This is a genomic window from Nocardia grenadensis, assembly GCF_050942415.1.
Classification (GTDB): domain Bacteria; phylum Actinomycetota; class Actinomycetes; order Mycobacteriales; family Mycobacteriaceae; genus Nocardia; species Nocardia grenadensis.
Map to the genome: position 1 here is coordinate 1,139,610 of NZ_CP192054.1, position 23,956 is coordinate 1,163,565.

A 23,956-nucleotide genomic window follows, 5' to 3' on the forward strand; every position below is an offset into this window, starting at 1 on the left:
TCGTCACGTATAGCGTGACGACATCCGTGGAAGGCTCCATCGGGATTCCCCGAAAACCTTCGGCAAAGATGCGGACAGACGAAATCAACGGATGCTCGGCCTGTACCGATGTGCCTCCGCATCACGCGCAACGGCGGGTGAATATGACGAACGGTTGTGGTCGGTGGCGGCCAGGCGCGATACGCCGTTCTTCACCGATGCTAGAGGGCTATGACCTGTACCTGCCGCCGCGCACCAGAGCGGGCTCGGACGCCGCGGCAGACCAGAACTGGAGGCGGACGCGGTTGAAAACCTCGAAGCTGGGCGTGTCCCGTGAGTACAGCGGGATGCTGTCCTCGTCGAGGTCCCCGGCGGCCACCGTGTCGACCCGAAGGCTCGTTCCCTCGGGCTCCCAGGCCATCGACACCCGCAGCCGCAACCAGCCAGCGGGTACGTCGAACGCCGGTCCGTCCTCAGGAGGCAACGTCGGCGATCCGAGGACCATGCGACCGGAACCGGCGTGCAGGCTGCACTCCAGCTCCACTTCGGCGTCGGCGCCGACTGTCGGTGGTCCGTCCGTCACCTCGACAGCGACCACGAGGTACCCGTTGACACCCGTCTCGATCGCGACCGCGTCCGTGCCCAGCGCCAGATACCCGGCTGCCGGGGCATCGTCCAGGTCCCAGAGGTCGCACGGATCTTCGGCTGTGCCCTGGTCGAAAACGTAGATTTGATGGTAGTCCGAGAAAAGTAGTACGTCCTTCGACATCGACACTCCTTCAGCAACACCAACGAATCCGCCCGGTACGAGCGACAGACCCGCTGCCCGAAATCGTCCAGTCCTGTTCTCGACGGACTGCACTTCGTGTTCCCGACCTCGGCGGGCGACGCCGAGCGCGACCCCGACGTACCCGCCGAAAAATAACCTCGCTCCACCGTTCGAATCGCTCACCCCGTTGTGGGCTGAAGACAATGTGTGGGTCGGCATCGACACCAGTGGGCCAGGGCTTGGCGGCCCTCGCTTCAGTCCTGATCGATCAGTTCCCATCCATCGTCGCTCTCACCCGGCCAGGACAGGCCCAGCGCCGCACACCATGCATCGCAGGGGCCACCGACCGTGTCGAGTTCTCGGTAAGTGACAGCATCGGCATCCGCAGCTCGGCCGACCGCGGCTACCGGCACACCGCCGGACAGTGCCCTCGTGTGTGTCCAGGATGATGTGCTCCGCACCGTACTCGTCGTGGTCGAGCGCGATAAAGGCGTGAGAGACGAGTTCGGTCTGTGCGGCAAGCCACGCCACCAAGTCGGCGAGCTGCTCGGCATCGTCGTCGAATGCCACTGTGATCCGGTAGCGGTCGTCGACTCTTTCGGCAGGCAGGGCATCGACCCGGCCTCGGGATCGTCGTCTTGGGGATCTCGTGGCATCGTGGGGTAGCTCGCCAACGCCGCTGACGGATCCGCACCCGGCACCAGATCGATCCAAGCGAGGCCCATATAGGTCGACATGCTCGGAAGCGTAGCGCTGTCGCCACTGGCGGTGGTTCGGCTTCCCGGCGAGCTCGTTCGGCGCGGCATTCCGGTGTGGACTACCGTGACCAGACCTCAGGTGAACCCCGACCGCTACGTCGTCACCGACCTCGTCGGCGCGCGGCCGGCCCGGTCTGTCCCCGCCACCGCAGTCGGGTCGGGCGCAAGGTACCGGCGCTCATCGCTCCTGAGACGACGCGGGACACCGGAGGGGGGCCGTTCGTCCGTTCGGGGCGATCGACCGCTGCCGAGCCGCCGATCGAAGTGAATCCGGATTCTATAATATTCGGCCTTTTCACGCCGAATTCTATCCACTTTTGTAAGTGGTGATTCACAGTACGTGATAGAACTTCGGCAATCTGAAAGGCGGATAGGTATGAAGGCGACTGCCAAGCAACGTGCCGCGCTCGGGACGATCTGCGATACGTTCGTGCCGGGGGACGGTCTCACGTTGCCGTCGGCGACCGAAATCGGTGCCGTGGACACCGTATTCGAATTGCTGGGGCGCAATCCTCGGGAGGCCGAGGGCAAGCAGCTGGCGACGCTGCTGGATGTATGGGATTCCCCCGTGACCGGTCTGCTCACCGGGCGCGGGCCGCGGCGTTTCTCGAAGCTGTCACAGGAGCAGCGGGAGCGGGCGCTGCTGCGACTCGGTGACTCCCGTATCGGTGCGGTCCGGGCGGTTTTCCAGGCGCTGAAACAGGCATCGCTGCTCGCCTACAACGTCACGCCGGGCCGTACCGGGTTCCACCCGCTGTGGAAGGAGATCGGCTACCCGGGCCCGCCTGGACCGCTGCCGACCGCGCCGCGGCCCGCGTTGGCGCCGCAGCGGATCACCGAACCCGGCACCCTCACCTGTGATGTGGTGATCGTCGGCTCGGGCGCGGGCGGTGGGACGGCGGCCGCGGTGCTCGCCGAGGCGGGACTCGAGGTGATCGTCGTCGAACGCGGCGGCTACTACGACGACCAGGATTTCGGTGCCGGGGAACTCGCGGGCCTGCAACAGCTGTACGCGCCGGGACCGTCGGTGTCGGCCGAAGGGCAGATCACGCTGGTCGCGGGGACATGCCTGGGCGGCGGGACCGTCGTCAACTGGAGTACCTCGCTGCCGACACCGGACAGGGTGCGCGAGGAATGGGCCGGGGTCGGCGCGAAACAGTTCGGCGAGGCCGAGTTCGGTGAATCGCTGGACGCGGTGGTGCGCCGGCTCGGGGTGAACGAACGCCGCTCGATCCTCTCGGCGCGCGATGGAGTGCTGGAACGCGGTGCCGAGGCGCTGGGCTGGGCGGTGGACCCGCTGCCGCGCAATGTGACCGACGCGTGCGATGCCGGAGTGGAATGCGGTCGGTGCGGTAACGGCTGCCGGGTGGGGGCCAAACAGTCGGTCACCAAGACATGGCTGGCCGATGCCGCCGCGCGGGGGGCGCGGTTGATCGTGGACGCAGATGTGCGGCGGATCGCGGTCCGCGCCGGTAAGGCCGAATCGGTGTCGGCGCGCACCACAGCGGGTGTGGAATTCGAGATCCGGGCCCGGGCCGTGGTGGTCGCGGCGGGCGCGATCCAGACCCCGGCGCTGCTGAAGCGCTCGGGGCTGGCGAACAAGAACATCGGCCGTTATCTGCGGCTGCATCCGGCTGCGGCGGTTTTCGGGGTGTTCGACGAGGAGATCCGGCCGTGGGAAGGTGGATTGCAGACCCGTATCTGCCGTCGCCACGCGGATCTGGACGGTAACGGCTACGGCGTCATCTACGAGACCGGGCCGCTGCATCCGGGGCTGTCGACCGGGTTCATGAGCTGGCGCGGCGCCGCGAACCATCGCACCAATATGCTCGACTTCGGCCGCTCCGACGCGATCGGCATCATCACCCGCGATCGTGATTCCGGGGAGGTGAAGGCGGACCGCGACGGGCACCCCACCGTCGACTACCGCATCTCCGACTACGACGCCGGACATCTGCACACCGGTATCGAGGGCGCGGCGAGCATTCTCGAAGCCGCCGGGGCGCGGCGCATCTTCTCCGGGCATCAGGCCGGGATCTCCTACGAACCCGGTGTCCGGGGGTCGCACGCGGAATTCTCTGCGGCCTGCCGCACCGCGGGCTACGGCCCCGGCCGATGCGCGCTCGGTGCCCTGCACATCATGGGATCGGCGCGGATGGGCGGTTCGCCGGAGCTGTCGGCGACCGACCCGGATGGCGCCACCTGGGATGTGAAGAACATCGTCGTCGCCGACGCGTCCTGCTTCCCGACCTCCTCGGGGGTCAACCCCATGGTGTCGATCGAGGCGATCGCCCATATGAACGGGAAACGGCTGGCGGCCCGGCTGACCTGAGCGGTTCGGCTCAGCCGCCGCGCAGACTGTTCGCGATGGTCCGCAGCAGGCCGAGATCGGCGGTGTCGCCGGTCTCGGCCGGGGCACGGACCAGCAGACGTCCGTCGTCGACGAGATCCCCGATGAGGACCTTGGTCAGCGCGAGCGGCACGTGCAGTTGCGCCGACACCTCCGCCACCGACTGCGGGACCCGGCACAGGCGGACGATATCGACGTACTCCGGTTCGGTCCGTCGCGAGGCCAGCCCGGGCGAGGCGTCGACCACCATGGTGTCCAGGGTGAGGCCGTCGCGTGAGGTGCGGCCACGGCCCCGGGTCACCGCGTAGAGGCGTACGACGGGACCGGCGTCCTCCTCGTCCCAGTCGTCGTGCGGGCCGCTCACGGCTGCGGCGCGCCGTTCGTTTGCGGGCGCGAGTCGACGGCCAGATGGCTGCCGACCCGCTGGACGGTTCGGTTCATCTCGAAGGCGACCATGCCCATATTCGCGGATTCGGTGGCCAGTAGCGCGAGGCACGCGTTGGCGCCCGCGGCGGTGATGAACAGGACCGCGCGGTCGAGTTCGACCACGGTCTGGCAGACGCCGCCGGCCTTGAAATGGCTGCCGGCGCTGCGGGCCAGACTGTGGAAGGCCGACGCCATTGCCGCGAATCGTTCGGCTTCGGTTTGATCCAGTCCCGCCGAGCGGCCCATCAGCAGTCCGTCGGTGGACAGCAGGACCGCCGATTCCGCGTCCGGCAACCCGCTCACAAGTTCTTCCAGCAGCCAGCTCAGGTCAGTGCGCGGGGGAGTTGTCATCGTCGCCTTCCTGTCGGGGCCGATCGGCCGCGGTCGGATCGGGACGCGGGTGGCGTCCGGACCGGGTGCCGCCTTCGATAGCGGCCATCAGATTGCGAGCTTGCTCCGGTGTGCGCGCCCGCGGGGTCTCGTCGGTGACCGGTGTTTCGGTGGCCTCCGGTTCGGCTTGCTGCCGGCGTCGGCGCGGGAGCGCGGGCCGGGTGCCGTCAGTGGGCGCGGTGGCGACCGGCGGCGCGGCGGCGGCCTGCGGCTGCGGGGCGGCACCGGCGCCGGTCGCGGTACCTGGGGAGGGGGCGACGGTCGCGGTGGCGTAGGCGGGCTCAGCGGGCGGTTCGGCGGTGTCCGCGGTCTCGATGAGCGCGGCCGGGATCACCACCACGGCCTTGATCCCGCCGTAGACCGAATCCGCGAGCCGCACCGTCACACTGTGGCGGGCCGCCAGCGTGGCCACCACGAACAGGCCGAGACGGGACTCCCCCGTGAGCGCGGCCACGCCGAAATCCGGTGGCTCGGCCAGCAGTTCGTTCCGCTCGGTGATCTCCTCCGCCGACATACCCAGACCGCGATCGGCGACCTCGACCGCCACGCCGCGCCCGACGACGGCGGCCGATACCTCGACGCGGGATTCCGGCGGCGAGAAGGTCGTGGCGTTCTCCATCAGCTCGGCGAGCAGGTGGATGAGGTCGGCAGTGGCCGGTCCGGTGATCTTCAGGTCGGGTATCTGGGCGGTGTGGATCCGGGTGTAGTCCTGGCTCTCCGCCGCGGCGCCCCGGATCAGGTCCCACAGCGGCACCGGTTTACGCCAGCGGCGTCCCGGCTGTTCACCGCCGAGCACGATGAGGTTCTCGGCGTGCCGGCGGGCGCGGGTGGCCAGATGGTCGAGTTCGAAGAGGAGCTCGAGCTGGTCGGCGTTCTCCTCTTGCCGTTCGGCCTTGTCCAGCAGGGCGAGCTGGCGGTGCACGGCCAGCTGGTTGCGGTGGGCGATATTGAGGAAGACCGTGCGGAAACCCGCGCGGGTCTTGGACTCTGCCACCGCGGCCGAAACCGCCGCGACCTGTGCGCGGTTGAACGCGTCGGCCACTTCGCCGAGTTCATCGGTGCCGAAGTCCAGGTGTGCCACCTCCGCGGCGGTATCGATCTCGGCTCCGTCGTCCAGGCGGCGCATGAGATCGGGCAGACGGACGTCCGCCAGTTCCAGGGTATCGTCGCGCAGGCGGCGCATCCGCGCGATGAACCGATTCGCGCCGATGAGCGCGGCCAGCAGCGCCACCGTCGTCACGACGAGCACCGCGATACCGCCGGCCAGCGAGAGACCCGCGGTGTCGGTGCCCTCCGACCGGGCGATGGCATGGGCGTCGCGACTCTGGTTCTCCCACAGGCTCAACAGCGCCGCGCTCAACCGCTCCGACGCATCCCGCCAAGCGGACACTGTCATCGGCAGCGGAGCGGGTTCGGATTCCGTCGACTGCTCGGAGTCGTAGCCGGAATCGGCGGTGTCCGAGGTGGCGTCACCGGCGGGAACGGCTCCGCGCAGGATGAGCGCGTCCTGCATGGCAGTCACCTGCTGCCAGTCCGGGGAATCCGTGATGGTCTGTAGCTGGGCGAGCCGAGGGCCGGTGAGCACCGTGGCGGAATAGGCCACCTGCGAACGGACCTCGCCGGTGTAGCGGGTGAATTCGAGCAGCTCCTCGGTGGTGATTTCGCCGCGGGTGAGGGCGACGGCACCGAGGGTGTCGGCCTGGGAGAGTGCCTCGGCGGCACGCAGCGGCTCGACGCCGTAGCCGAGGGCGATACCGAGTTTGGCATCGGGGGCCACCCGAGCCGCGACCATCGACGCCTTGGGGATCGTGCCGATCACGGTGCTGAAGAAATCGAACGCCTCGACGGGCGGCATCGCACGCGAGTCGATCGCGGTGCGCACCCCGGGGACCCGGTTGTAGAGCGGGCGGAAGGTCTCGAGTTCGGCGGCCGACCCGTCGGGGTTCAGGCGCTGGGCCGCCTCACCTTTGGCGATCACCGCGGCGAGGGCCGTATCGGAGCGCTGCCGCGCGTCCACCAGTCTGTTCGCCGCGTCCGGATCGCCCGCCAGATATAGCAGGGACAGCCTCCGCTCCTCTTCGAAGGTTTGCACCATCGAGATCACCGGGGTGGTGGTGCCGCTGATCAGATTGGCCCAGATCGTGGCGGTGACACTGGATTTGACCAGATAGCCGGCGGCACCGACGCCGACGACGACCAGGGTGACGCTGGTGATCAGCACAATCGACAGGAGGCGGGCGCGGATGCCCAGCCGGCCGCGAGTCGCGTCTGCGCCGGAACGGAACGCCCGCACCAGTGATTTGGGCAGATGCCGCCGAACAGCCACGATAGATCAACCCGTTCCGGGCGTGCGCCGGTACGACACCGCGGTGACCGGCGCGTCACCCAATGTTCTCGGCATTGCCTTTCTCCGGCAATGCGTCAGCTCTCGTCGGAGACGATAGCGAAAGATGGGCGCCTACCGGAGACCGGTCTCACCGAGCGGGGCTCGAGGTATCGATGTGAGCGCGGCTACAGAAGCCGCCGAAATGTTAAAGGGTGATCGTTCGAAACCTGGGGCGCCAGGTCGGGGCGGTGGCGATCGTGGTATCCGGTTCAACCACCCCGCAGACTGTTCGCGATGGTCCGCAGCAGACCGAGATCGGGCGCGCTGTCGGTGGTCTCGACGGGAGCCCGCACGGCCAGCCGGCCGTCGTCGATCAGATCGCCGACGAGCACTTTGGTCATGGCCAGCGGAATCCGCAATTGCGCCGAGACCTCCGCCACCGATTGCGGCACCCGGCAGAACCGGACGATATCGATGTATTCGGGATCGGTCCGCCGCGGCGCGAAGCCGGCCCCGACGTCGACCACCATCGTGTCCAGGGTGAGTTCGCTACGCGCGGTGCGACCCCGGCCGCCGGTCATCGCATAGAGCCGTGCGACCGGACCGGCTTCCTCTTCCTCCCAGGGTTCGCGCGGCCCGTTCACGGCTGTCTCGCCCCGTTCGGCCGCGGGCGCGAGTCGACGGCCAGATGGCTGCCGACCCGCTGGACGGTTCGGTTCATCTCGAAGGCGACCATGCCCATATTCGCGGATTCGGTGGCCAGTAGCGCGAGGCACGCGTTGGCGCCCGCGGCGGTGATGAACAGGACCGCGCGGTCGAGTTCGACCACGGTCTGGCAGACGCCGCCGGCCTTGAAATGGCTGCCGGCGCTGCGGGCCAGACTGTGGAAGGCCGACGCCATTGCCGCGAATCGTTCGGCTTCGGTTTGATCCAGTCCCGCCGAGCGGCCCATCAGCAGTCCGTCGGTGGACAGCAGGACCGCCGATTCCGCGTCCGGCAACCCGCTCACAAGTTCTTCCAGCAGCCAGCTCAGGTCAGTGCGCGGGGGAGTGGTCATCGTCGCCTTCTTCTGGAGTGTGGTCGGTTGTGGGTGAGTCGGTATCGGGGCGGCGGCCGGACCGGGAACCGGTCTCGATGGCGGCCATCAGGTTCCGGGCCTGCTCGGGAGTGCGGCTGCGCGGCATACCGACGACCGGGATGACGCCCGTATCCGCGTCGGCGGACTGCCGCTGCCGGCGCGGCAGGGCCGGGCGAGCGCCCTCGTCCGGGCGGGGCTGCGAGATCACGGTCATCGGTTGCGAATCGGCGGGCGGGTGCGGCGCCGGTCCGGCGACCGGTGTCGCGGACCCGTTGGTGGCGGCGCGGGGAACCGCGGCCGCAGTGGCCGCCGCGGGTTCGAGGGCCGGGCGGGGCCGGGCCGGGCCGGATTCGGTGAGTGCGGTCGGGATCAGCGCGATGGCCTTGATCCCGCCGTACACGGAATCCGTCAGGCGCACCGTGACACCGTGGCGGGCCGCCAGGGTGGCCACCACGAAGAGGCCGAGCCGGGTATCGCCGGTGAGCGCCGCCACGCCGAAATCCGGTGGTTCGGCCAGCAGAGCATTGCGCTCGGCGATCTCCGCCGCGGTCATCCCCAGCCCTTGATCGGAGACCTCGACCGCGACCCCGCGGCCGACGACCGACGCCGAGACCTCGACCTGGGACTCGGGCGGCGAGAACGCCGTGGCATTGTCCATCAGCTCCGCGAGCAGATGGATCAGGTCGGCCACGGCTTTACCGGCGATCAGCACATCGGGTACCCGTCCGGTGTGGATCCGGGTGTAGTCCAGGCTCTCCGCGACCGCGCCGCGGATGAGTTCCCACAGCGGAACCGGGTTGCGCCAGCGGCGACCCGACTGTTCACCGCCGAGGACGATGAGGTTCTCGGCGTGCCGGCGGGCGCGGGTGGCCAGATGATCCAGCTGGAACAGCAGTTCGAGCTGGTCGGCGTTCTCCTCTTGGCGTTCGGCCTTGTCCAGCAGGGCCAGCTGGCGGTGCACGGCCAGCTGGTTGCGGTGGGCGATATTGAGGAACACGGTATGGAAACCGGCCCGGGTCTTGGACTCTGCCACCGCCGCGGAAACCGCCGCGACCTGTGCGCGGTTGAACGCGTCGGCCACTTCGCCGAGTTCGTCGGTACCGAAGTCCAGGCGGGCGACCTCGGCGGCCGAGTCGATGTTCTCGCCGCGGTCGAGCCGGTCCATGATGTCGGGCAGCCGCTGGTCGGCGAGTTCCAGCGTGTCGTCGCGCAGGCGGCGCATCCGCGCGATGAACCGGTTGGCCAGCACGAGCGCGGCCAGGAACGCCAGCACCGTGATGCCCAGGACCGCTGCGCCGCCGGCCAGCGACCGGTTGGCGGTGTCGGCGCCCTGGGCGCGGCCGATGGCGTGGGCGTCGGCGCTCTGCCCCTCCCACAGCCTCAGCAGGGCGGCCACGACCTCGCCGGAAACCCGCTGCCAGTCCGCGACGCTCGAGGGCAGGGCCGGCGTATCGGCCTCGGTGGGCTCGTCGGTGGTGCTGTAGCCGGAATCGGTCCGGGTGCCGGTGCGCCCGGTGGTGGAATCCGCGCTCTCCGCCTCGTCGGCCGAGATCGCGCCGCGCAGCATGACGGCGTCCTGCACGGCTATCAGCTGTTGCCAGGCCGGTGACGCGGTGAGTGCCTGCAACTGGGCCAGCCGGTCGCCTTTGAGTACGGTGGCGGAATACGCGACCTCGCCGCGGAATTCACCGACATGCCGGTTGAATTCCACCAGCTGGGCGTCGGAGAGCTCACCGAGAGTCACCGCGACGGCGCCGAGGGTATCGGCCTTCGACAATGCCTCGGCCGCCCGCAGCGGTTCGACACCGTAGTTGAGTGCGATACCGACACCGGCGTCGGGCGCGACCCGGGCGGCCAGCACCGACGCCCCGATGATGGTGTCGATCACCGAGCTGAAGAAGCCGAACGCTTCTTCCCGCGGGATCGCGCGCGCGTCGATGGCCGCGCGCAGATTCGGCACGGCCTCGAAGAGTTTGCGATAGCCCTCGATCTGGCCGGCCGAGCCGTCGGGATCGAGGCGCTGGGCGGCGTCGCCCTTGGCGGTGACCTCGGCCAGCGCGATATCGGAGCGTTTACGTGCGTCCGCGAGCGCGGCCGCGGCCCCGGGATCGCCCGCCAGATACAGCAGTGACAGGCGTCGTTCCTCTTCGAGACCCTGCACCATCAGGATGGCGGGGGTGGTGGTGCTACTGGCCAGGTCGGCCCATTCCTGTGCCTGCCGGCCGGATTTCACCAGATAGCCCGCGGCGATGACGGCGACCGTGAGCAGCGTGATGCTGGTGATGAGCACTATGGCCAGTAGTCGGGTCCGGATACCGACGCGGCCGCGCGTCCGACCCGGCCCGGGACGGGAAGTCGATGCGAACTCGGGGAGAGGCAGCCGCTTGGACACAGTGAATCAACTCGTTCCCGGGCATGCGCGCGAACAGCATCATCGCCGCCGGCTCACCGCCCAACTATCCCGGCACTGCGGTCTCCCGGCAATGCGTCGTACTCCGGTACCAGACATTAGCGAAAGCAATACGTTTCAGTCTTGAAAACTACTACTCTTACCAGGCATTCTTTTCGGGTATCGAAGCCGGGACGTTACGGTTTATTCGGGAATTGCCCGTGCTCGACTGCCACTGCCCGCCGCGGCAGCGTGTTTCGCGCCCGCGGAACGGAAACACAGCACCCGTTCGCCGTATTCGGCCAGTGGCCGGGCCTCGGCGGCCTGCCGGATACCACTGGCCGGGAGTTCGGTGAGTTTGGCGAACATGGTGGCATTTCCGAACGCGGAACGGATCTGGGTCTCCGAGGCGTAATCCGCGCCGTAGTCGGCGAGTTTACCGAAATCCAACGGTGCCAGCGGGGTGTCGAGGGCGACCGGCTCGGCGGGGCGGCCCAATGCCGCGTACTGGGTGGCCGAACCCTGCTCGTACCAGCACAACTCATAGGCCAAGTTCTCGGTGCTCGTCACACTCATCACCGGCCACTGTTGGGAAAGGGCCAGCGCCAGCGGATTCTTCGCTACCGGTGTCAGTTCCCATTTGAGGCTTTTCACCGCGATCCAGCTGCCCGACATGCGCTCGATCAGGACGATGTCCTCACCGAGTTCGGTGGTGGCGTTCAGCTGTGGATCCCGGGTGCCCCAGTGGGCCTTGTCCACGCCGTAGGCGGTTTTGATATCCACCGGTTCGGCGCCGGCCGCCGTGAACGCGGTGACTATCGCGTCGCGCACCTGCTCCAGCGCATCCGGTGCCGAGCACAGCACGCTCAACGCGCCGAACGAGGACCCGATCTCCACCGGTTTGGCCGGCTGGTCCGGCATCGCCCCGGCCACCAGCGGTTTCAGCCCGACCAGCGCCAGCTGCCAGTTGATCTCCTCGATCGTGGCCAGATCCCCGGCGCTTTGGTACAGGATCTGCTGCTGGGTCAGGTAACCGGCGCGTTCGAGGGTGCGGCATTCCAGCTTCCGCAGGGCAGCCTGTGTTTTGGTGGTGAAACCGATCTCTTCGATCTTCAGGTTCCGCAGCTGCGACGCCATGGCCGCGGTGGTGAGCGCGGTATAGCGTTCGCGGTACATGGCCACCGCCTGCTTACGCTGCCGGCCCACCATCAGGGTGCGCAGCAGGGTGTTCAGGGTGGCGAGGTATTTGCGGGACTGTTCCGGATCGGCCTCGAACAGGGTGGCGCGGATGCGGACCGCCTCGTCGGTGGCCACCACGGCCGCGCCCGGATCCAGGCGGCACAGCCAGACACCGCATTTCGACAGACCGTCCGCGCAGACACCCGCGGCGTTCGGATATTCGTGCGCCACCCGGGTATAGGCGTTGCAGGCGTCGCGAATGGTGGCGGTCGCCAGTTCGCGGTGGCCGATGGCGCGGGCGGCCTGTTCCAACAGCCGCAGGGTGTCCTGGACCTGGTTGGCGAAAACCGCGGACACATGACCGGAGGTGAACCAGCGCAGCCGGATCATCACCGCTTCCTGCGCGGGCTCCAGCGCACCGGCCACCCGGTTGCGCACCGAACCGTCGGTCTGGGTGGCCAGATAGGCCGAAGCGAGCTCACACAGCGTGGTGGCAAGCTGGAGTTCTGCCTCCGGTGTTCGGTCCCGCGCCGCGAGCCGGTCCGCGGCCACCCGGCCCTCGATGGCGATCAGGTCCATCGCGATCTCAATTCCCGCATCACCTTCCGCGCACGGTCGTCGAGCGGCCGTAGTCCGAGCAGTCCTGGAAAGTCTGCCACAGGTGCCGTGGAGATAGCAGGGCTACCGGGCGGTTGCCCTCACCAGGCTCGGAGATGCGCCCGGCGGTGCGAGCCGGCGGTCAATCCGCGGGGACGGTGCTCGCGCCGATTCCCAGGTAGAACAGTGTGATCAGGAAGAGGAACCAGCCCGCCCCCTGCCAGATGGGCCAGGGCCCACCGCGCCGCCAGACCCGGATGGTTTCCACGAATGCCCCGATACCGCCCGCCAGCAATACGACCCCGGGTCCGAAGAGGACGGCGGTCTGGGCGGTGGTGTCGCACAGCAGCGTGTCGGCGTCGCGGCACCGCCCGGTCGCCGCCCAGATCGCGGTGACCGCGCAGACCAATGCCGCGACCCCGAGCACGACGAACGCGTAGCGCACCGCCCGCCGGAAGTTCCCGTCGTCGGACCAGCGTTTCTCCGCATCGTTGGTCATCGCTCAGCCCTCCTGCTCGCCGTATTTCCCGGGGGATGGCAAGGCAAACATCCCCGGTCGGGCGTGTGCCGGCCAACCGTCCACAGACCGGCGAGTGCTCCACTGTGCCGGCTCGAACAGCGTCGAAGCTCGGGTGCTCACCGGTCGGCACGTGCCGTGAGCCTGCCCGGGGAACCTACTTCGCGTCTCCTCCGGATGGCCGGCATTCGTGGTCGGGGCCCGCCCCCGATTCCGGAGCGACAGAGCGACTGAGCGTGTGCGGTTGCCAGTCCAGAGAACGGGCCCCTCGAGCACTCACAGTGACGTGAGCCTGCCCAGGGCGGTCGAGGCGCACACCGGCCTGCCTCTTCTGTCTATTCCGGATGGTCTACCTCAGTGGGCGGGCCCCGACCCGCCCCGCCGGAGGCGGGGCAGATCAAACACCGTACCGGGCGCGGAGTTTGCCCTTGACCAGCTTGCCCGTCGGCGTGCGCGGTAGTTCGTCGGCGAAGTCGATACCGCGCGGCACCTTGTAGTGGGCGATGCGCTCGCGCAGGTAATCGCGCAGTTCCGCGGCGAGTTCCGGGCCGGGGCCGGCGCCCGGTGCCGGCTGGACCACGGCCTGCACCGATTCGCCCATCTCCTCGTCGGGGATCCCGATCACCGCGACGTCGAGCACCGCGGGATGCAGAGCGAGCGCGTCCTCGATTTCCTGCGGATAGATGTTCACCCCGCCGGAGATGATCATGAACGCCTTGCGGTCGGTGAGGAACAGGAAGCCGTCGGCGTCGACGTAGCCGATATCGCCGGTGGTGGTCCAGGTCGGATGGTCCGGGTGGATCGCCGCCTCGGTTTTCGCCGGGTCGTTGTGATAGGCGAAGGGCAGTTGATCGCGTTCGAAATAGATGGTGCCGATCTCACCGTTCGGCAGTTCCGTGCCGTCGTCGCCGCAGACCCGGATCGAGCCCATACCGGCCGGGCCCACCGAACCCGGTTTGCGCAGCCACTGTTCGCTGTTTATGAAGGTGGCGCCGTTGGCCTCGGTCGAGGCGTAGTACTCGTAGAGCACCGGACCCCACCATTCGATCATCGCGCGCTTCACATCCACGGCGCAGGGCGCGGCCGCGTGCACGGCCACCTTCAGGCTGGAGAGGTCGTAGCGGGAACGGACCGCCTCGTCGAGTTTCAGCATCCGGACGAACATGGTGGGCACCCACTGGCTGTGCGTGACGCGGTAGCGCTCAATCGCGGCGAGGGCCTGCTCGGCGTCGAACCGTTCCAGCACGACCAGGGTGCCGCCGAGCGCCTGGACGACACCGCCGAACCGCAGTGGTGCGGCGTGGTAGAGCGGGGCCGGCGACAGGTACACCGATTCGGTATCGAAACCGTAGAGCGGGCCGAAGACGGCCGTGTACGGATCCCCGGGCGGATCGCCGACCTGCTGGTCCGAGAGCGGCTGTTTGATGCCCTTGGGCCGCCCGGTGGTGCCGGAGGAGTAGAGCATATCGGCGCCGCGCGGCTGGTCGGGTAGCGGTTGCGGGGGCTGGGCGGCCAGTGCGTCCTCGTAACACTGGTAGCCCTCGATCGGGCCGCCGAAGGCCAGCCGGATCTCCACCGCGGGCGTCTGCTCGACGATCGCCTCGGCCGCCTCGCGCAGACCGGCGGACGCGACGAGCGCCTTCGCGCCGCAGTCGTCGACGATATAGCTGATCTCGTCCGGCGACAGGTGTCGGTTCACGGCGGTGATGTAAAGCCCCGATCGCAGCGCCGCCCAGTAGGCCTCGTAGACCTTCGGGTCGTTACCGGAGAGTAACGCGACATGGTCACCGCGGCGCAAACCGGCGGCGTGCAGATGCCGGGCGAGCCGGACGGAGTTGTCCTCGAGCTCCCGATAGGTCAGCTCCTCGCCGGTCTCGGCGACGATAACGGCTGGTTTATCCGGGAGATCATCGACATGCGCGCCGGGATACATAGTGCTCCTCTGCGGAACGAAGCGATCGGATGACGACCGCCGAGCCGAGCCGGGGCCCGCGACGCGTGTGGCGTCACCGGCCTCCACCGGGCAATCGCCCGGCGATCGCGACGATAGCGGAAAGTGAACAGTGATTCGTCCGTTTTCCCGAACTGGCGGGACCGGCCGGTGTTTCGGGTCCGGTCACTTCTCAGGCCCGCACCGGCTCGTTCAGGTAGGCGGTGGCGAGATGGTTGAACAACTCGGCGCGTTCCCACTGCACCCAGTGGCCGGTGGCCGCCGGGAGCAGCACATCGCACGCGGGCATCCGGTCGGCCAGCAGGCGCGTCCCGGCGGGCCGGTTCACCCGGTCCCGGGCGCCCCAGATCACCAGGGTGCGGTGTTCGACGCGGCGCAGGCGCGGGTCGCGAGTGAGATCCATCCGGACGAGGGTCCGGACGGCGCCGGGGCCGGAGGGGCGGCGCAGCGGCGGGTTCGCGACGACCTCGGGATCGAGACTGGCCCGGTAGCGGCCGTCGATCATGGCGTCGGTGATCGCGCTGCCGTCGTGGACCAGGTATTCGCGCAGGAAGGCCGCCAGCTTCTCCCGGCTCGGGCCCGTCCCGCCGTAGTAGGCCAGCAGTGCCCGCAACCCCGCGGTCGGCAGGGCCCGGGTGGTGCCGATACCACCCGGCGCGAGCAGGATCAGCCGGTCGGCTCGTCCGGGCCGGTCCATCGCCAGCCGCAGCGCCGCCGCACCACCGTAGGAATTGCCGATCAGGTGGGCGCTCGGAAGTTCGAGGACGTCCAGCAGGTCGGCGACCGAGGCGGCGAGGTCGCCGAACGGGTCGGACCGGTCGATCCGCTTGGCCGACCGCCCGTACCCCGGCATATCCGGCACGATCACTCGGAAGTGGCGGGACAGCTCCTCGATATTGCGCGAGTACGCCGCCAGGCCGGAGGCGCCGGGACCACCGCCGTGCAGCAGCACTACGGCCGGACCGGTGCCGGACTCGGTGTAGTAGATGTCGCGGTCCCCGGCGCGTACGGTCCGCCCGCTGTCGTTCGCCGTCATCGGAGCTCTCGGGCGGATCGGCCGTTCGGTGCGCTGATCTCGCGGACCTCGCGCAGATGCTGTTCCATCGCGGCCGCCGCCGCGGCCCCGTCGTGGTCGGACACCGCCCGCAAGATCAGTTCGTGACCCTGGACGGAGATCCGGCGGCCGAGCGCGGTGCGGTGGGAGAGTGCCCGGGTGCGCTGGGTCCATTCGGTGGTCATCGTGCACAGCGTGACCAGCAGCGGGTTCTGTGCCGCATGCGCGAGCAGGGTGTGGAACTCGATGTCCAGGCGCATCGATTCCTCCGGCGGCGAAGTGTCGCGCGAACGGACCAGCACTTCGTCGAGGGAGAGCAGATTGGATTCCACGGCTCGCAGCGCGGCGAGTTCGGCGATCCGCGGCTCCACCAGATCGCGCAGTTCGGTGGCATAACCGAGTTCGATATCGAGATCGGCCAGATCCTCGTACAGCCGGGAGGCCGCGCGCGAGATATCGGCCACGGTGCTGCCCCGGCCCTGACGTCGTTGCACCAGCTTCTTCGATTCCAGTTCGAACATCGCCTCACGCAACGAGGACCGGGAGACGTTCATACTCGCCGCGAGTTCCCGCTCGGGCGGGAGACGGTCCCCGGCGCGCAGTGCACCGCTGATGATGAGCTTCTCCAGGTGGGCGGCGACCTCGGCGCCGACACTGCGTGAGTGGCGGCGCATCGGCGGTATCGCTGCGTTGGTCATAGGCCCCTCCTGACAACCGGCCGCGGATGCCGATCCAGTGCGGACGGTGATCGTGCCATGTGGCCCGACCAATTCTTGATCGTTGCTCCGGCAAGAATTCTACGAGTGGCACGTCCCTTTGTCGCCGCGGTCTTCTGCGCGCCCGCCGTGCTTCCGGAAAGTTACCGAATATCAGCGTATTCGGGTGCTGTATTGCGGACCGGTAAAGCGGCCGTTACGTTCCGCGGCGGCGGTCGCGGGCGGGTGTGACGCCTCTTATGGTCGGTGCATCAGGTGGTCGGACCAATAAGGAGCGCGGTGACGACGCTGGCATCGAAGGAAGCGGCCCCGGCGTTTCCGGTCCTGCAGCAGGACATGGGAATCGACCCGGGCACGATGTACGTACCGGCCGAACCCGACAAGGTGTTCTGGGGCCGGTTGCCCTGCCGGACCGATACCGCGGTCGCCACGGTCGCGCCGGGAGCCACGGTGGTGATCGATACCGTCAGCCACGAGGGAATCCTCGAGGACCAGGGCTCGGATCCACTGCGGTACTTCGGCGGCCACGGCGTGGCACGTGCCGATGTGCTGGAGGACGCGGTGGCCGTGGCAGCGCGCCGCAGCCGCGACCCCGGTGCGGGACCGCATATCGTGACCGGGCCGATCGCGGTCGCCGGTGCGCGACCCGGCGATCTGCTGGCCGTACGGATCGACACGCTCACCATGCGGGCGCCCTACGGGGTGGTGTCCACCCGGCACGGCCGCGGAGTGCTCAGCGGGCGGGCCGGATTCGACGGCGACTACGGGCAGTTCTGCCGGGTGCGTCCCGGCGACGACCGCTGGTTCGCCACCATGCCACTGGACACGGTGGGCAAGGCCGGCCACGCGACGTTTCCGCTGGCGCCGTTCCTCGGCATCATCGGTGTCGCCACCGATACCGGGATCCGGGTGAATTCGGTGCCGCCCGGTCCGCACGGCGGCAATATCGACGTCAAACTGCTCACCGCGGGCGCCACCCTGTTCCTGCCGGTCCAGGTGCCCGAGGCCCTGTTCTACATCGGTGACCCGCATTTCGCGCAGGGCGACGGCGAGGTCGCGTTGACGGCACTGGAGGCCCCGCTGCGGGCGCGGCTCACCCTGGACCTCGTGCCGGCGGCGGAGATCGCCGGCGGATTCGGTGGCCGGATCGGTCCCTTCGCCGCGGCCCACGGCCTGCTGATCCCGACCGGATTGCACGCGGATCTGAACACCGCACTCGAACTGTGTGTGACACACGCGGTGGAAATGGTGGCCGGGCTGTTCGAGGCCGACCCGCGGCAGGCGTACCTGTACCTGAGCGCCGCAGCGGATTTCACCATCTCGCAGGCCGTCGATCAGGTGCGCGGTGTACACGCCGCGGTCCGGTGCGCGGATTTCGGCCGGTCCGCCGAGACTGCCTTCGCGCGTCGGGTGCTGGAGCGCGCGCGGTGACCGGGCTCGCGATCGAACCCGGGCTCGACACCAGCGTCTGGCGGGTGGCCGGTTCACCGCTGGTGGCGGCCACCGCGCCGGGACCGCTGTCCGGGGCCTCCGTGGCGGTGAAGGACCTGTACGCGGTGGCCGGGTTCGCCCGGGGTGCCGGGATGCCCGCCTATCGGCGCGAGCAGACCGCCGCGTCCCGGCACGCGGACGCGGTGACGCGACTGCTGGGCGCCGGAGCGCAGATCCGCGGGATCGCGCAGACCGACGAATTCGCCTACGGCCTCACTGGTGGCAATGCCGGTTTCGGTATGCCGGTGAATCCGGCGGCGCCCGACCGGATCCCCGGCGGTTCCACCAGCGGCCCGGCGGTCGCCGTGGCCCGCGGTGCGGCCGATATCGGACTGGGTACCGATACCGCGGGCTCGATCCGGGTCCCGGCGTCCTATCAGGGGCTGTGGGGGCTACGGACCACGTACGGCCGAGCCGATACCGCCGGGCTGCTGCCGCTGGCGCAGTCCTTCGACACCGTCGGCTGGATCACCCGCGATGGGGCGACACTGGCGGCCGTCGCCGACTGCCAACTGGAGTCCGATACCTCGACTGCCGCCGGATTCGTGGTGGACCCCGGCCTCTGCGCGTACGCCGACCCGGCGATCGCGGCCGCGGTCGGTACGGCGGCGGAATCGGTGGGCGCCGGACCGATCGAAATACCCGTGGCCGACAGCTGGGTCTCCGCCTTCCGCACGGTCCAGGCATTCGAGGCCTGGACCAACCACGGGGACTGGGTCGGTGATCACCCGGGGGCGCTGGAACCGGCAGTGGCACAGCGGTTCGCTTTCGCCGCGACGGTCACCGCGGCAGCGGCGGCCCGCGCGCGGGAGGTCTTGGGTGTGGCGGCGCGAACCCTGAGGTCCGCGCTCGGCGACCGCGTACTCCTGCTCCCCGCCGCCGCGACCAGGCCGCCGCGGCGCGCGGACGGGCAGGCGGTGTGGGAACGGACCCGCGCTCGCACTCTGCGACTGACCTGCCTGGCTTCCATCGCCGGCCTGCCCGCGCTGACGCTGCCGCTGCGGTCCGGTACCGGCGCGCCGTTCGGCCTGTGCCTGCTCGGCGCGCCGGGCACCGACCGCGCCCTGATCCACCTCGCGCTCAGCAGTGTCGCTGGACCCGCCGGGGGCTCGACCCACAGTGAGGACCGCCCATGAAACGACCACTCCGTCAACTCTTCTCGTTCCTCGTGCTCACGTTGCTGGCGGTCGTGGGATCGACCGCCTGTATCGCCACGCCCGACAGCGCGGGTGGCGACCCGGGCGCGATCCGGATCGGTACCCTGCGCGGCCAGCCGCATCTCTATGCGCCCTATTTCATGCAGCGCTTCGCCCCGGAAGGCACCACCTACGAAATCGTCCTGTTCGAGAACTCACCGGATATCAAGAACGCGCTCGCCTCGGGTGCTGTCGATATCGGGGTGCTCGGTGCGCCTGCCGTGCTCGCCGGTGTCGCGGCGGAACAGGATGTGCACATCATCGCGTCGGCGGCCGACGGCGGCTCCGGTTTCGTGGGGTTGCCGCAGATCCGTACCCCGCAGGAGCTGCGCGGTAAGCGGATCGGGTTCCCGGCGGGGTCCTCGCAGGAGATCGCGCTGAAACTCACGCTGCGGACACACGGGTTGGACCCCGATACCGATGTACAGCTGGTCAATCTGGCGTATTCCGATATGGCCAGCGCCTACAGCTCCGGGCGTGTCGATGCCTTCCTGAGTGCGGAGATGGGCGTCTCGCTGGCCCGGCAGGCCGGGGCGCACGAGATCGTCTCGCCCTACGAAACCCCGATCGGCGCGACAAATATCGTGGTCGGCGGTAACGGCCGGTTCCTCGACGAACACCCCGACCGGGCCCGCGCCGCCGTGCGAGCCTTCGCCCGCGCCATCGATTTGATGAAGGGCGACCGCGCGGCCTGGGCGGCCGGACTGGTGGAGACCTTCGGCCTGGACCCGGCGGTCACCGAGATCGCCATCGACAATGTGTGGCTGCGCTGGGAACTCGACGACGAGTTCCGCGGGCGGGTGACCGAACTGGCCCGGCAGATGGTGGACTTCGACCAGTTGCCGGCCGCGCCCGATATGCAGAAGGTCTTCCGCACCGAATTCCTCGATACCGTGGGCGCGCAGTGATGACCACGCTGGGAATCCGGTCCGGAGAGACCACCGCCTCGCGGGATCCGGACACCAGGGCCGGCGCGGTGGAGGCGAAGCCGCGCGGCGGCCGCGTCCGGTCCCGGATCGTCGCGATCTGCTGGGCGCTACCGGTGCCGCTGCTGGTACTGCTGCTGTGGGACCGCGGGGTCGGCGGCGGCTGGACCCTGCCGTTCGGAATCCAGATGCAGTTCCTGCCCACTCCGGTGGATGTCGCGCGGCGGCTCGCGGATCTGGCGGTGGGCGGTTTTGTCGGCGACTCCTACAGCGGCACTCTGTGGCTGCATCTCTATGCGAGTACGGTGCGGGTGCTGCAGGGGTTCGCGATCGCGGCCGCAGTGGCGGTGCCACTGGGGATCGTGATGGGCCGCTCGCCGCTCGTCCATCGCATGCTCGAACCGACGCTGAACCTGATCCGCCCGATCCCGGTGACGGCCTGGGCGCCGCTGTCGCTGCTCATCATCGGATTCGGTGACCGGGCCACCATTTTCCTGGTCTTCCTGGCCGCGGTGTTCTCGATCCTGATCAACACCGTCGCCGGTGTCCGCGCGGTCCCGGCCCGGTTGTTCGAGGCCGCCGCCATGCTCGGCACACCACCCGCACAGACGCTGTACAAGGTAGTGCTCCCGGCCGCGATACCCACCATCGTGTCCGGGCTGCGGATCGCGCTCGGGCTGTCCTGGGTGATTCTGGTGGTCGGGGAGACGGTCGGTATCCGGGTCGGACTGGGCGCGCTGATCACCCAGGCGCGTGAGCAGTCGCGTACCGATCTCATCGTCGCCGTCATGATCGTGATCGGACTGGCCGGGTTCGCGGCCGACCGGATCATGATGCTCGCCGTACGCCTGGTCGCCGGACGGCGGCCGCTGCTCCCGTGACCCTTCTTCCGGATCAGGTGATGATATGAAGATCTACTCCACCCGCCGCCGCCCGCACCGGCCCGCCCGGATCGTGCTCGACAACCTGGGCAAACGGTATTCCGCCACCGCCGGTTTCGCGGTCGACGGGGTGAGCCTCGAGATCGCCGCCGGGGAATTCGTCTGTGTGGTCGGCGCCAGCGGTTGCGGTAAATCGACACTGCTACGGATTCTCGCCGGCTTCGAGAACGCCACCCACGGAAGCGTTTCGGTGGGAGAGGAACCGGTCACCGGTCCGGGCCCGGACCGCGGCGTCGTATTCCAGGACTACGGGCTGTTCCCGTGGCTCACCGTCGCCGAGAACATCGCCTACGGGCCCAAACAGGCCAGGATGACCCGCGACGATATCCGCGAGACCACCGACCGGTCGCTGGCGACCGTCGGACTCTCCCGGGTCCGCGATTCGTTCCCGCACCAGCTCTCCGGCGGTATGCAGCAGCGGGTCGCCATTGCCCGTGTGCTGGCCAACCGGCCCGCGCTCCTGCTGATGGACGAACCCTTCGGCGCGCTCGACGCCCTCACTCGCGGCGATATGCAGACCGAACTCGCCCGTATCCACCGGAATTCCGGGGTAACGATCGTATTCGTCACCCATAGCGTGGAGGAGGCGGTGTACCTGGCGGACCGGGTGGTGGTCATGGCGGGCGGCACGGCGCACGGTACCGCCGGGCATGTGCGGGAGGTCGTCACCATCGACCTCCCGCGCGAACGCGAGGCGACCGCACCGGAGTTCAACGACTACAAGCGCCGGATCGACGCGCTGATCCACCAGGGCGGCCGGGCGGCCACCTGAATCGTCATCGGACCGGTATCGCCGGTAGCAGCTCCCGGGTCCGGGTCGTCCGCGCGACGACCCGGCCCGCTTTCACGACATAGCAGCGGTCCGGGCGGTCCAGCAGCGCGTCGGCCACACGCCGGGTCGACAGGACGACCAGATCCGCCGCCGCGCCCACCCGCAACCCGTAGTCGCCGGCGATACCGATCACCGCGGCCGCCTCGTAAGTGGCCATCCCGAGCACCCGGGTCAGTTCGGCGGGGCCGGCCAGATGCGAGGTCTGGGCCAGGAACAGGCCGATATCGAGCAGATCGGCGTTGCCGTACGGGGTGAAGGCGTTACGGATGTTGTTGGAGGAGTACGCGGTCCGTACTCCGGCATCCCACAGCTCCCGTACGGGTGCGATACCGCGGCGGATATTGGCCGTATCGCCGCGCCCACCGAGGAACATATCGGTGGCCGGGAGCGGCACCACGGCCACGCCCGCGTCGGCGAGCCGGAACAGGACCCGGCGTCGATCCGCGGGGGTGCGGGCGGCGAGTGAGGTCGCGTGGCCGATCGTCACTCTGCCCGCCATTCCGGTGCGATCGGTGACCTCGGCGATGTAATCGGCCAGTGCGAAACGGGGGTCGGCGGTGTCATCGGCGAAATCGGCGTGCAGGTCCACCGGGAGCCCGAACTCGGCGGCCAGGTCGAAGACGAGATCGATATGGCGCCGGCATTCGGTCACCGACTCCTCGTTGTAGGTGCAGCCGCCGATCACATCGGCGCCGTCACGCAGGCCCTCGCGCAGCAGGGCGAGGGTGCCCGGCGCCCGGAGGATCCCCTCCTGGGGGAACGCCACGATCTGGAGATCTATCCGGCCGCGGAATTCCTCCCGCAGCTCGAGCAGCGTGTGCACGCCCAGCAGGCCGACGATGGGGTCGACATCGGGATGTGCCCGCAGGGCGGTGGTGCCGTTGCCGATCGCCTGTTCGAGTACGCGCCGGGCGCGGTCCCGGATCGAGGCGGCCGTGAAATCGCGCTTCAGCTCCGCGGTGATCGCTATGGCTCCGGCCAGGGTGCCGTCGGGGTTCGCGCGTTCGGCGTCGAGCAGCGCCTTGTCCAGGTGTACATGCGATTCCACCAGGCCGGGTATCACCACGCGGCCCGCGCAGTCGATCTCCGTCGCGGCGGTGCGCGGGAGTGCCGGGCCGATCGCGGTGATCACCCCGTCCGCGACGGCGATGTCCACAGGTGCGGTCTCGTCGTCGATCCGCGCGTCGCGCAGCAGTAGATCCGTGCGGTCGAGTGGCGACGCGTGCGCCCTGGCCACCTCGGGGTCCGAAACAGTCACACCGGTTGTATACGACCCGGGTGTTTCCAGTGCCCCCGCGTAATGCTTCGGGAACGTTACGAACCGGCGCCCGAGGGCGTGGAGGGGAGGTGCCGCAACCGGTAGGCGGTGGTCGCGTGGGCGATGTGCTCGGTGACCAGCCGCTCGGCCAGCTCCGCGTCACGGGCCTCGAGTGCGGCGCAGATCCGTTCGTGCTCGTCCCAGGAGTCGGTGGCCCGGCGGGGTAGTTCGACCGCGTACACCCAGGCGATCTTCCAGCCGAGCTGGGTGATCAGACCCGCCAGCAGGCTGCTGCCCGATGCCTCCGCCAGTACCTCGTGGAAGCGACTGTTGAGCCTGGTCAGATCGTCCAGCCGGCCGGAGCGCACCGATTCCTGCCCCAGTGCGGTGAGTTCTTTGAGCCGGCCGAGCTGTTCCGGGGTGCGCCGGTGGGCCGCCCGGCTCGCGCACAGTGGTTCCAGCCGGGCGCGGATCTCGAGCAGATCGGCCGCCTCGTCCTCGGTCAGCTCGGCCACGAAGGTTCCGGCGTAGGGTCGCGAAAAGGCGAAACCCTCGGCCTCCAGCGTGCGCAGGGCTTCCCGCACCGGTACCCGGGAGACCCCGTAGCTCTCGGCGAGGGTGTCCTCGGTCAACCGCTGACCCGGTGCGAATACGCCGCGGATGATGTCGTCGCGAATGGCGCGGCACACCTGCTGTTTGCTCATCCGCGGGTTCTTGCTGTCCACCTTGTCCTCGGTTCGGGATCGGCGGGCGGTCGCATACGATCCGCCGCTCGGCACTCCACCTGGATACCAGGAAACCATGCCGGTTGTCGTCGAAGGTCCGCCGGGAAC

Annotated in this window: 21 protein-coding genes; 7 read left to right on the forward strand and 14 right to left on the reverse strand. The window is 69.0% G+C overall.

Annotated elements, in window-relative coordinates; all coding sequences use genetic code 11:
- Positions 1 to 208 precede the first annotated feature (208 nt).
- Positions 209 to 931 (reverse strand): hypothetical protein, encoded by a 723-nt coding sequence (locus ACQPYS_RS05075; RefSeq protein ID WP_433491814.1) that lies wholly within the window; start codon positions 929 to 931, stop codon positions 209 to 211.
- Positions 932 to 1,180: 249 nt separating this feature from the next.
- Between ACQPYS_RS05075 and ACQPYS_RS05080 the strand changes: the two genes are divergently transcribed.
- Together ACQPYS_RS05080 and ACQPYS_RS05085 are read left to right on the forward strand one after the other, a co-directional pair.
- Positions 1,181 to 1,414, forward strand: coding sequence for a hypothetical protein (locus ACQPYS_RS05080; RefSeq protein WP_431940582.1), 234 nt, complete (start codon positions 1,181 to 1,183; stop codon positions 1,412 to 1,414).
- Positions 1,415 to 1,882: 468 nt separating this feature from the next.
- Complete coding sequence (locus tag ACQPYS_RS05085) at positions 1,883 to 3,838, forward strand: GMC family oxidoreductase (RefSeq protein ID WP_433491815.1); 1,956 nt, start codon at positions 1,883 to 1,885, stop codon at positions 3,836 to 3,838.
- Positions 3,839 to 3,848: 10 nt separating this feature from the next.
- On the opposite strand, the gene ACQPYS_RS05090 is transcribed toward ACQPYS_RS05085, so the two are convergent.
- The 11 genes from ACQPYS_RS05090 to ACQPYS_RS05140 form a co-directional block, all read right to left on the reverse strand.
- Positions 3,849 to 4,220, reverse strand: coding sequence for a DUF742 domain-containing protein (locus tag ACQPYS_RS05090; protein WP_433491816.1), 372 nt, complete (start codon positions 4,218 to 4,220; stop codon positions 3,849 to 3,851).
- Positions 4,217 to 4,633, reverse strand: coding sequence for a roadblock/LC7 domain-containing protein (locus ACQPYS_RS05095; protein WP_433491817.1), 417 nt, complete (start codon positions 4,631 to 4,633; stop codon positions 4,217 to 4,219). Before ACQPYS_RS05095 ends, ACQPYS_RS05090 begins: the two co-directional genes overlap by 4 nt.
- A complete protein-coding gene (locus tag ACQPYS_RS05100) occupies positions 4,611 to 6,998 on the reverse strand; it encodes a sensor histidine kinase (protein ID WP_433491818.1) in 2,388 nt (795 codons plus the stop codon). The genes ACQPYS_RS05095 and ACQPYS_RS05100 overlap by 23 nt, the downstream gene beginning before the upstream one ends.
- A 269-nt stretch (positions 6,999 to 7,267) precedes the next feature.
- A complete protein-coding gene (locus tag ACQPYS_RS05105; protein ID WP_063041159.1) occupies positions 7,268 to 7,642 on the reverse strand; it encodes a DUF742 domain-containing protein in 375 nt (124 codons plus the stop codon).
- Positions 7,639 to 8,055, reverse strand: coding sequence for a roadblock/LC7 domain-containing protein (locus ACQPYS_RS05110; RefSeq protein ID WP_431940577.1), 417 nt, complete (start codon positions 8,053 to 8,055; stop codon positions 7,639 to 7,641). The genes ACQPYS_RS05105 and ACQPYS_RS05110 overlap by 4 nt, the downstream gene beginning before the upstream one ends.
- A complete protein-coding gene (locus ACQPYS_RS05115; RefSeq protein ID WP_433491819.1) occupies positions 8,033 to 10,366 on the reverse strand; it encodes a sensor histidine kinase in 2,334 nt (777 codons plus the stop codon). Before ACQPYS_RS05115 ends, ACQPYS_RS05110 begins: the two co-directional genes overlap by 23 nt.
- Before the next feature lie 303 nt (positions 10,367 to 10,669).
- A complete protein-coding gene (locus ACQPYS_RS05120; protein WP_431940575.1) occupies positions 10,670 to 12,223 on the reverse strand; it encodes a hypothetical protein in 1,554 nt (517 codons plus the stop codon).
- 160 nt (positions 12,224 to 12,383) lie between these two features.
- Entirely contained in the window at positions 12,384 to 12,740 is a 357-nt protein-coding gene (locus ACQPYS_RS05125; protein WP_433491820.1) for a hypothetical protein, read from the reverse strand.
- Positions 12,741 to 13,155: 415 nt separating this feature from the next.
- Positions 13,156 to 14,691 (reverse strand): acyl-CoA synthetase, encoded by a 1,536-nt coding sequence (locus ACQPYS_RS05130; protein WP_433491821.1) that lies wholly within the window; start codon positions 14,689 to 14,691, stop codon positions 13,156 to 13,158.
- Between the two features lie 190 nt (positions 14,692 to 14,881).
- Positions 14,882 to 15,745 (reverse strand): alpha/beta fold hydrolase, encoded by an 864-nt coding sequence (locus ACQPYS_RS05135; protein WP_433491822.1) that lies wholly within the window; start codon positions 15,743 to 15,745, stop codon positions 14,882 to 14,884.
- Complete coding sequence (locus ACQPYS_RS05140) at positions 15,742 to 16,461, reverse strand: FadR/GntR family transcriptional regulator (protein ID WP_433491823.1); 720 nt, start codon at positions 16,459 to 16,461, stop codon at positions 15,742 to 15,744. The genes ACQPYS_RS05135 and ACQPYS_RS05140 overlap by 4 nt, the downstream gene beginning before the upstream one ends.
- Positions 16,462 to 16,758: 297 nt before the next feature.
- On the opposite strand from ACQPYS_RS05140, the gene ACQPYS_RS05145 reads away from it, so the two are divergent.
- The 5 genes from ACQPYS_RS05145 to ACQPYS_RS05165 are packed head-to-tail and all read left to right on the forward strand — an operon-like array spanning position 16,759 to position 21,805.
- Positions 16,759 to 17,910, forward strand: coding sequence for an acetamidase/formamidase family protein (locus tag ACQPYS_RS05145; protein ID WP_431940570.1), 1,152 nt, complete (start codon positions 16,759 to 16,761; stop codon positions 17,908 to 17,910).
- On the forward strand, positions 17,907 to 19,106 hold the full coding sequence (locus ACQPYS_RS05150) for an amidase family protein (RefSeq protein ID WP_433491824.1): 1,200 nt from the start codon (positions 17,907 to 17,909) through the stop codon (positions 19,104 to 19,106). Before ACQPYS_RS05145 ends, ACQPYS_RS05150 begins: the two co-directional genes overlap by 4 nt.
- Positions 19,103 to 20,074 (forward strand): ABC transporter substrate-binding protein, encoded by a 972-nt coding sequence (locus tag ACQPYS_RS05155; protein WP_433491825.1) that lies wholly within the window; start codon positions 19,103 to 19,105, stop codon positions 20,072 to 20,074. The genes ACQPYS_RS05150 and ACQPYS_RS05155 overlap by 4 nt, the downstream gene beginning before the upstream one ends.
- Positions 20,074 to 20,973 carry an ABC transporter permease gene (locus ACQPYS_RS05160; protein ID WP_431940567.1) on the forward strand — a complete coding sequence of 300 codons (900 nt, stop codon included), beginning with the start codon at positions 20,074 to 20,076 and terminating at the stop codon, positions 20,971 to 20,973. The genes ACQPYS_RS05155 and ACQPYS_RS05160 overlap by 1 nt, the downstream gene beginning before the upstream one ends.
- A 25-nt stretch (positions 20,974 to 20,998) precedes the next feature.
- A complete protein-coding gene (locus ACQPYS_RS05165; RefSeq protein WP_433491826.1) occupies positions 20,999 to 21,805 on the forward strand; it encodes an ABC transporter ATP-binding protein in 807 nt (268 codons plus the stop codon).
- A gap of 4 nt (positions 21,806 to 21,809) precedes the next feature.
- Here ACQPYS_RS05165 and ACQPYS_RS05170 read toward each other — a convergent pair whose 3' ends face one another.
- Together ACQPYS_RS05170 and ACQPYS_RS05175 are read right to left on the reverse strand one after the other, a co-directional pair.
- Positions 21,810 to 23,123 (reverse strand): amidohydrolase family protein, encoded by a 1,314-nt coding sequence (locus ACQPYS_RS05170; protein ID WP_431940565.1) that lies wholly within the window; start codon positions 23,121 to 23,123, stop codon positions 21,810 to 21,812.
- A gap of 56 nt (positions 23,124 to 23,179) precedes the next feature.
- The gene (locus ACQPYS_RS05175) at positions 23,180 to 23,848 is read right to left on the reverse strand and encodes a GntR family transcriptional regulator (protein WP_218020827.1); all 669 of its coding nucleotides are present in this window, start codon (positions 23,846 to 23,848) and stop codon (positions 23,180 to 23,182) included.
- Between the last annotated feature and the right edge of the window lie 108 nt (positions 23,849 to 23,956).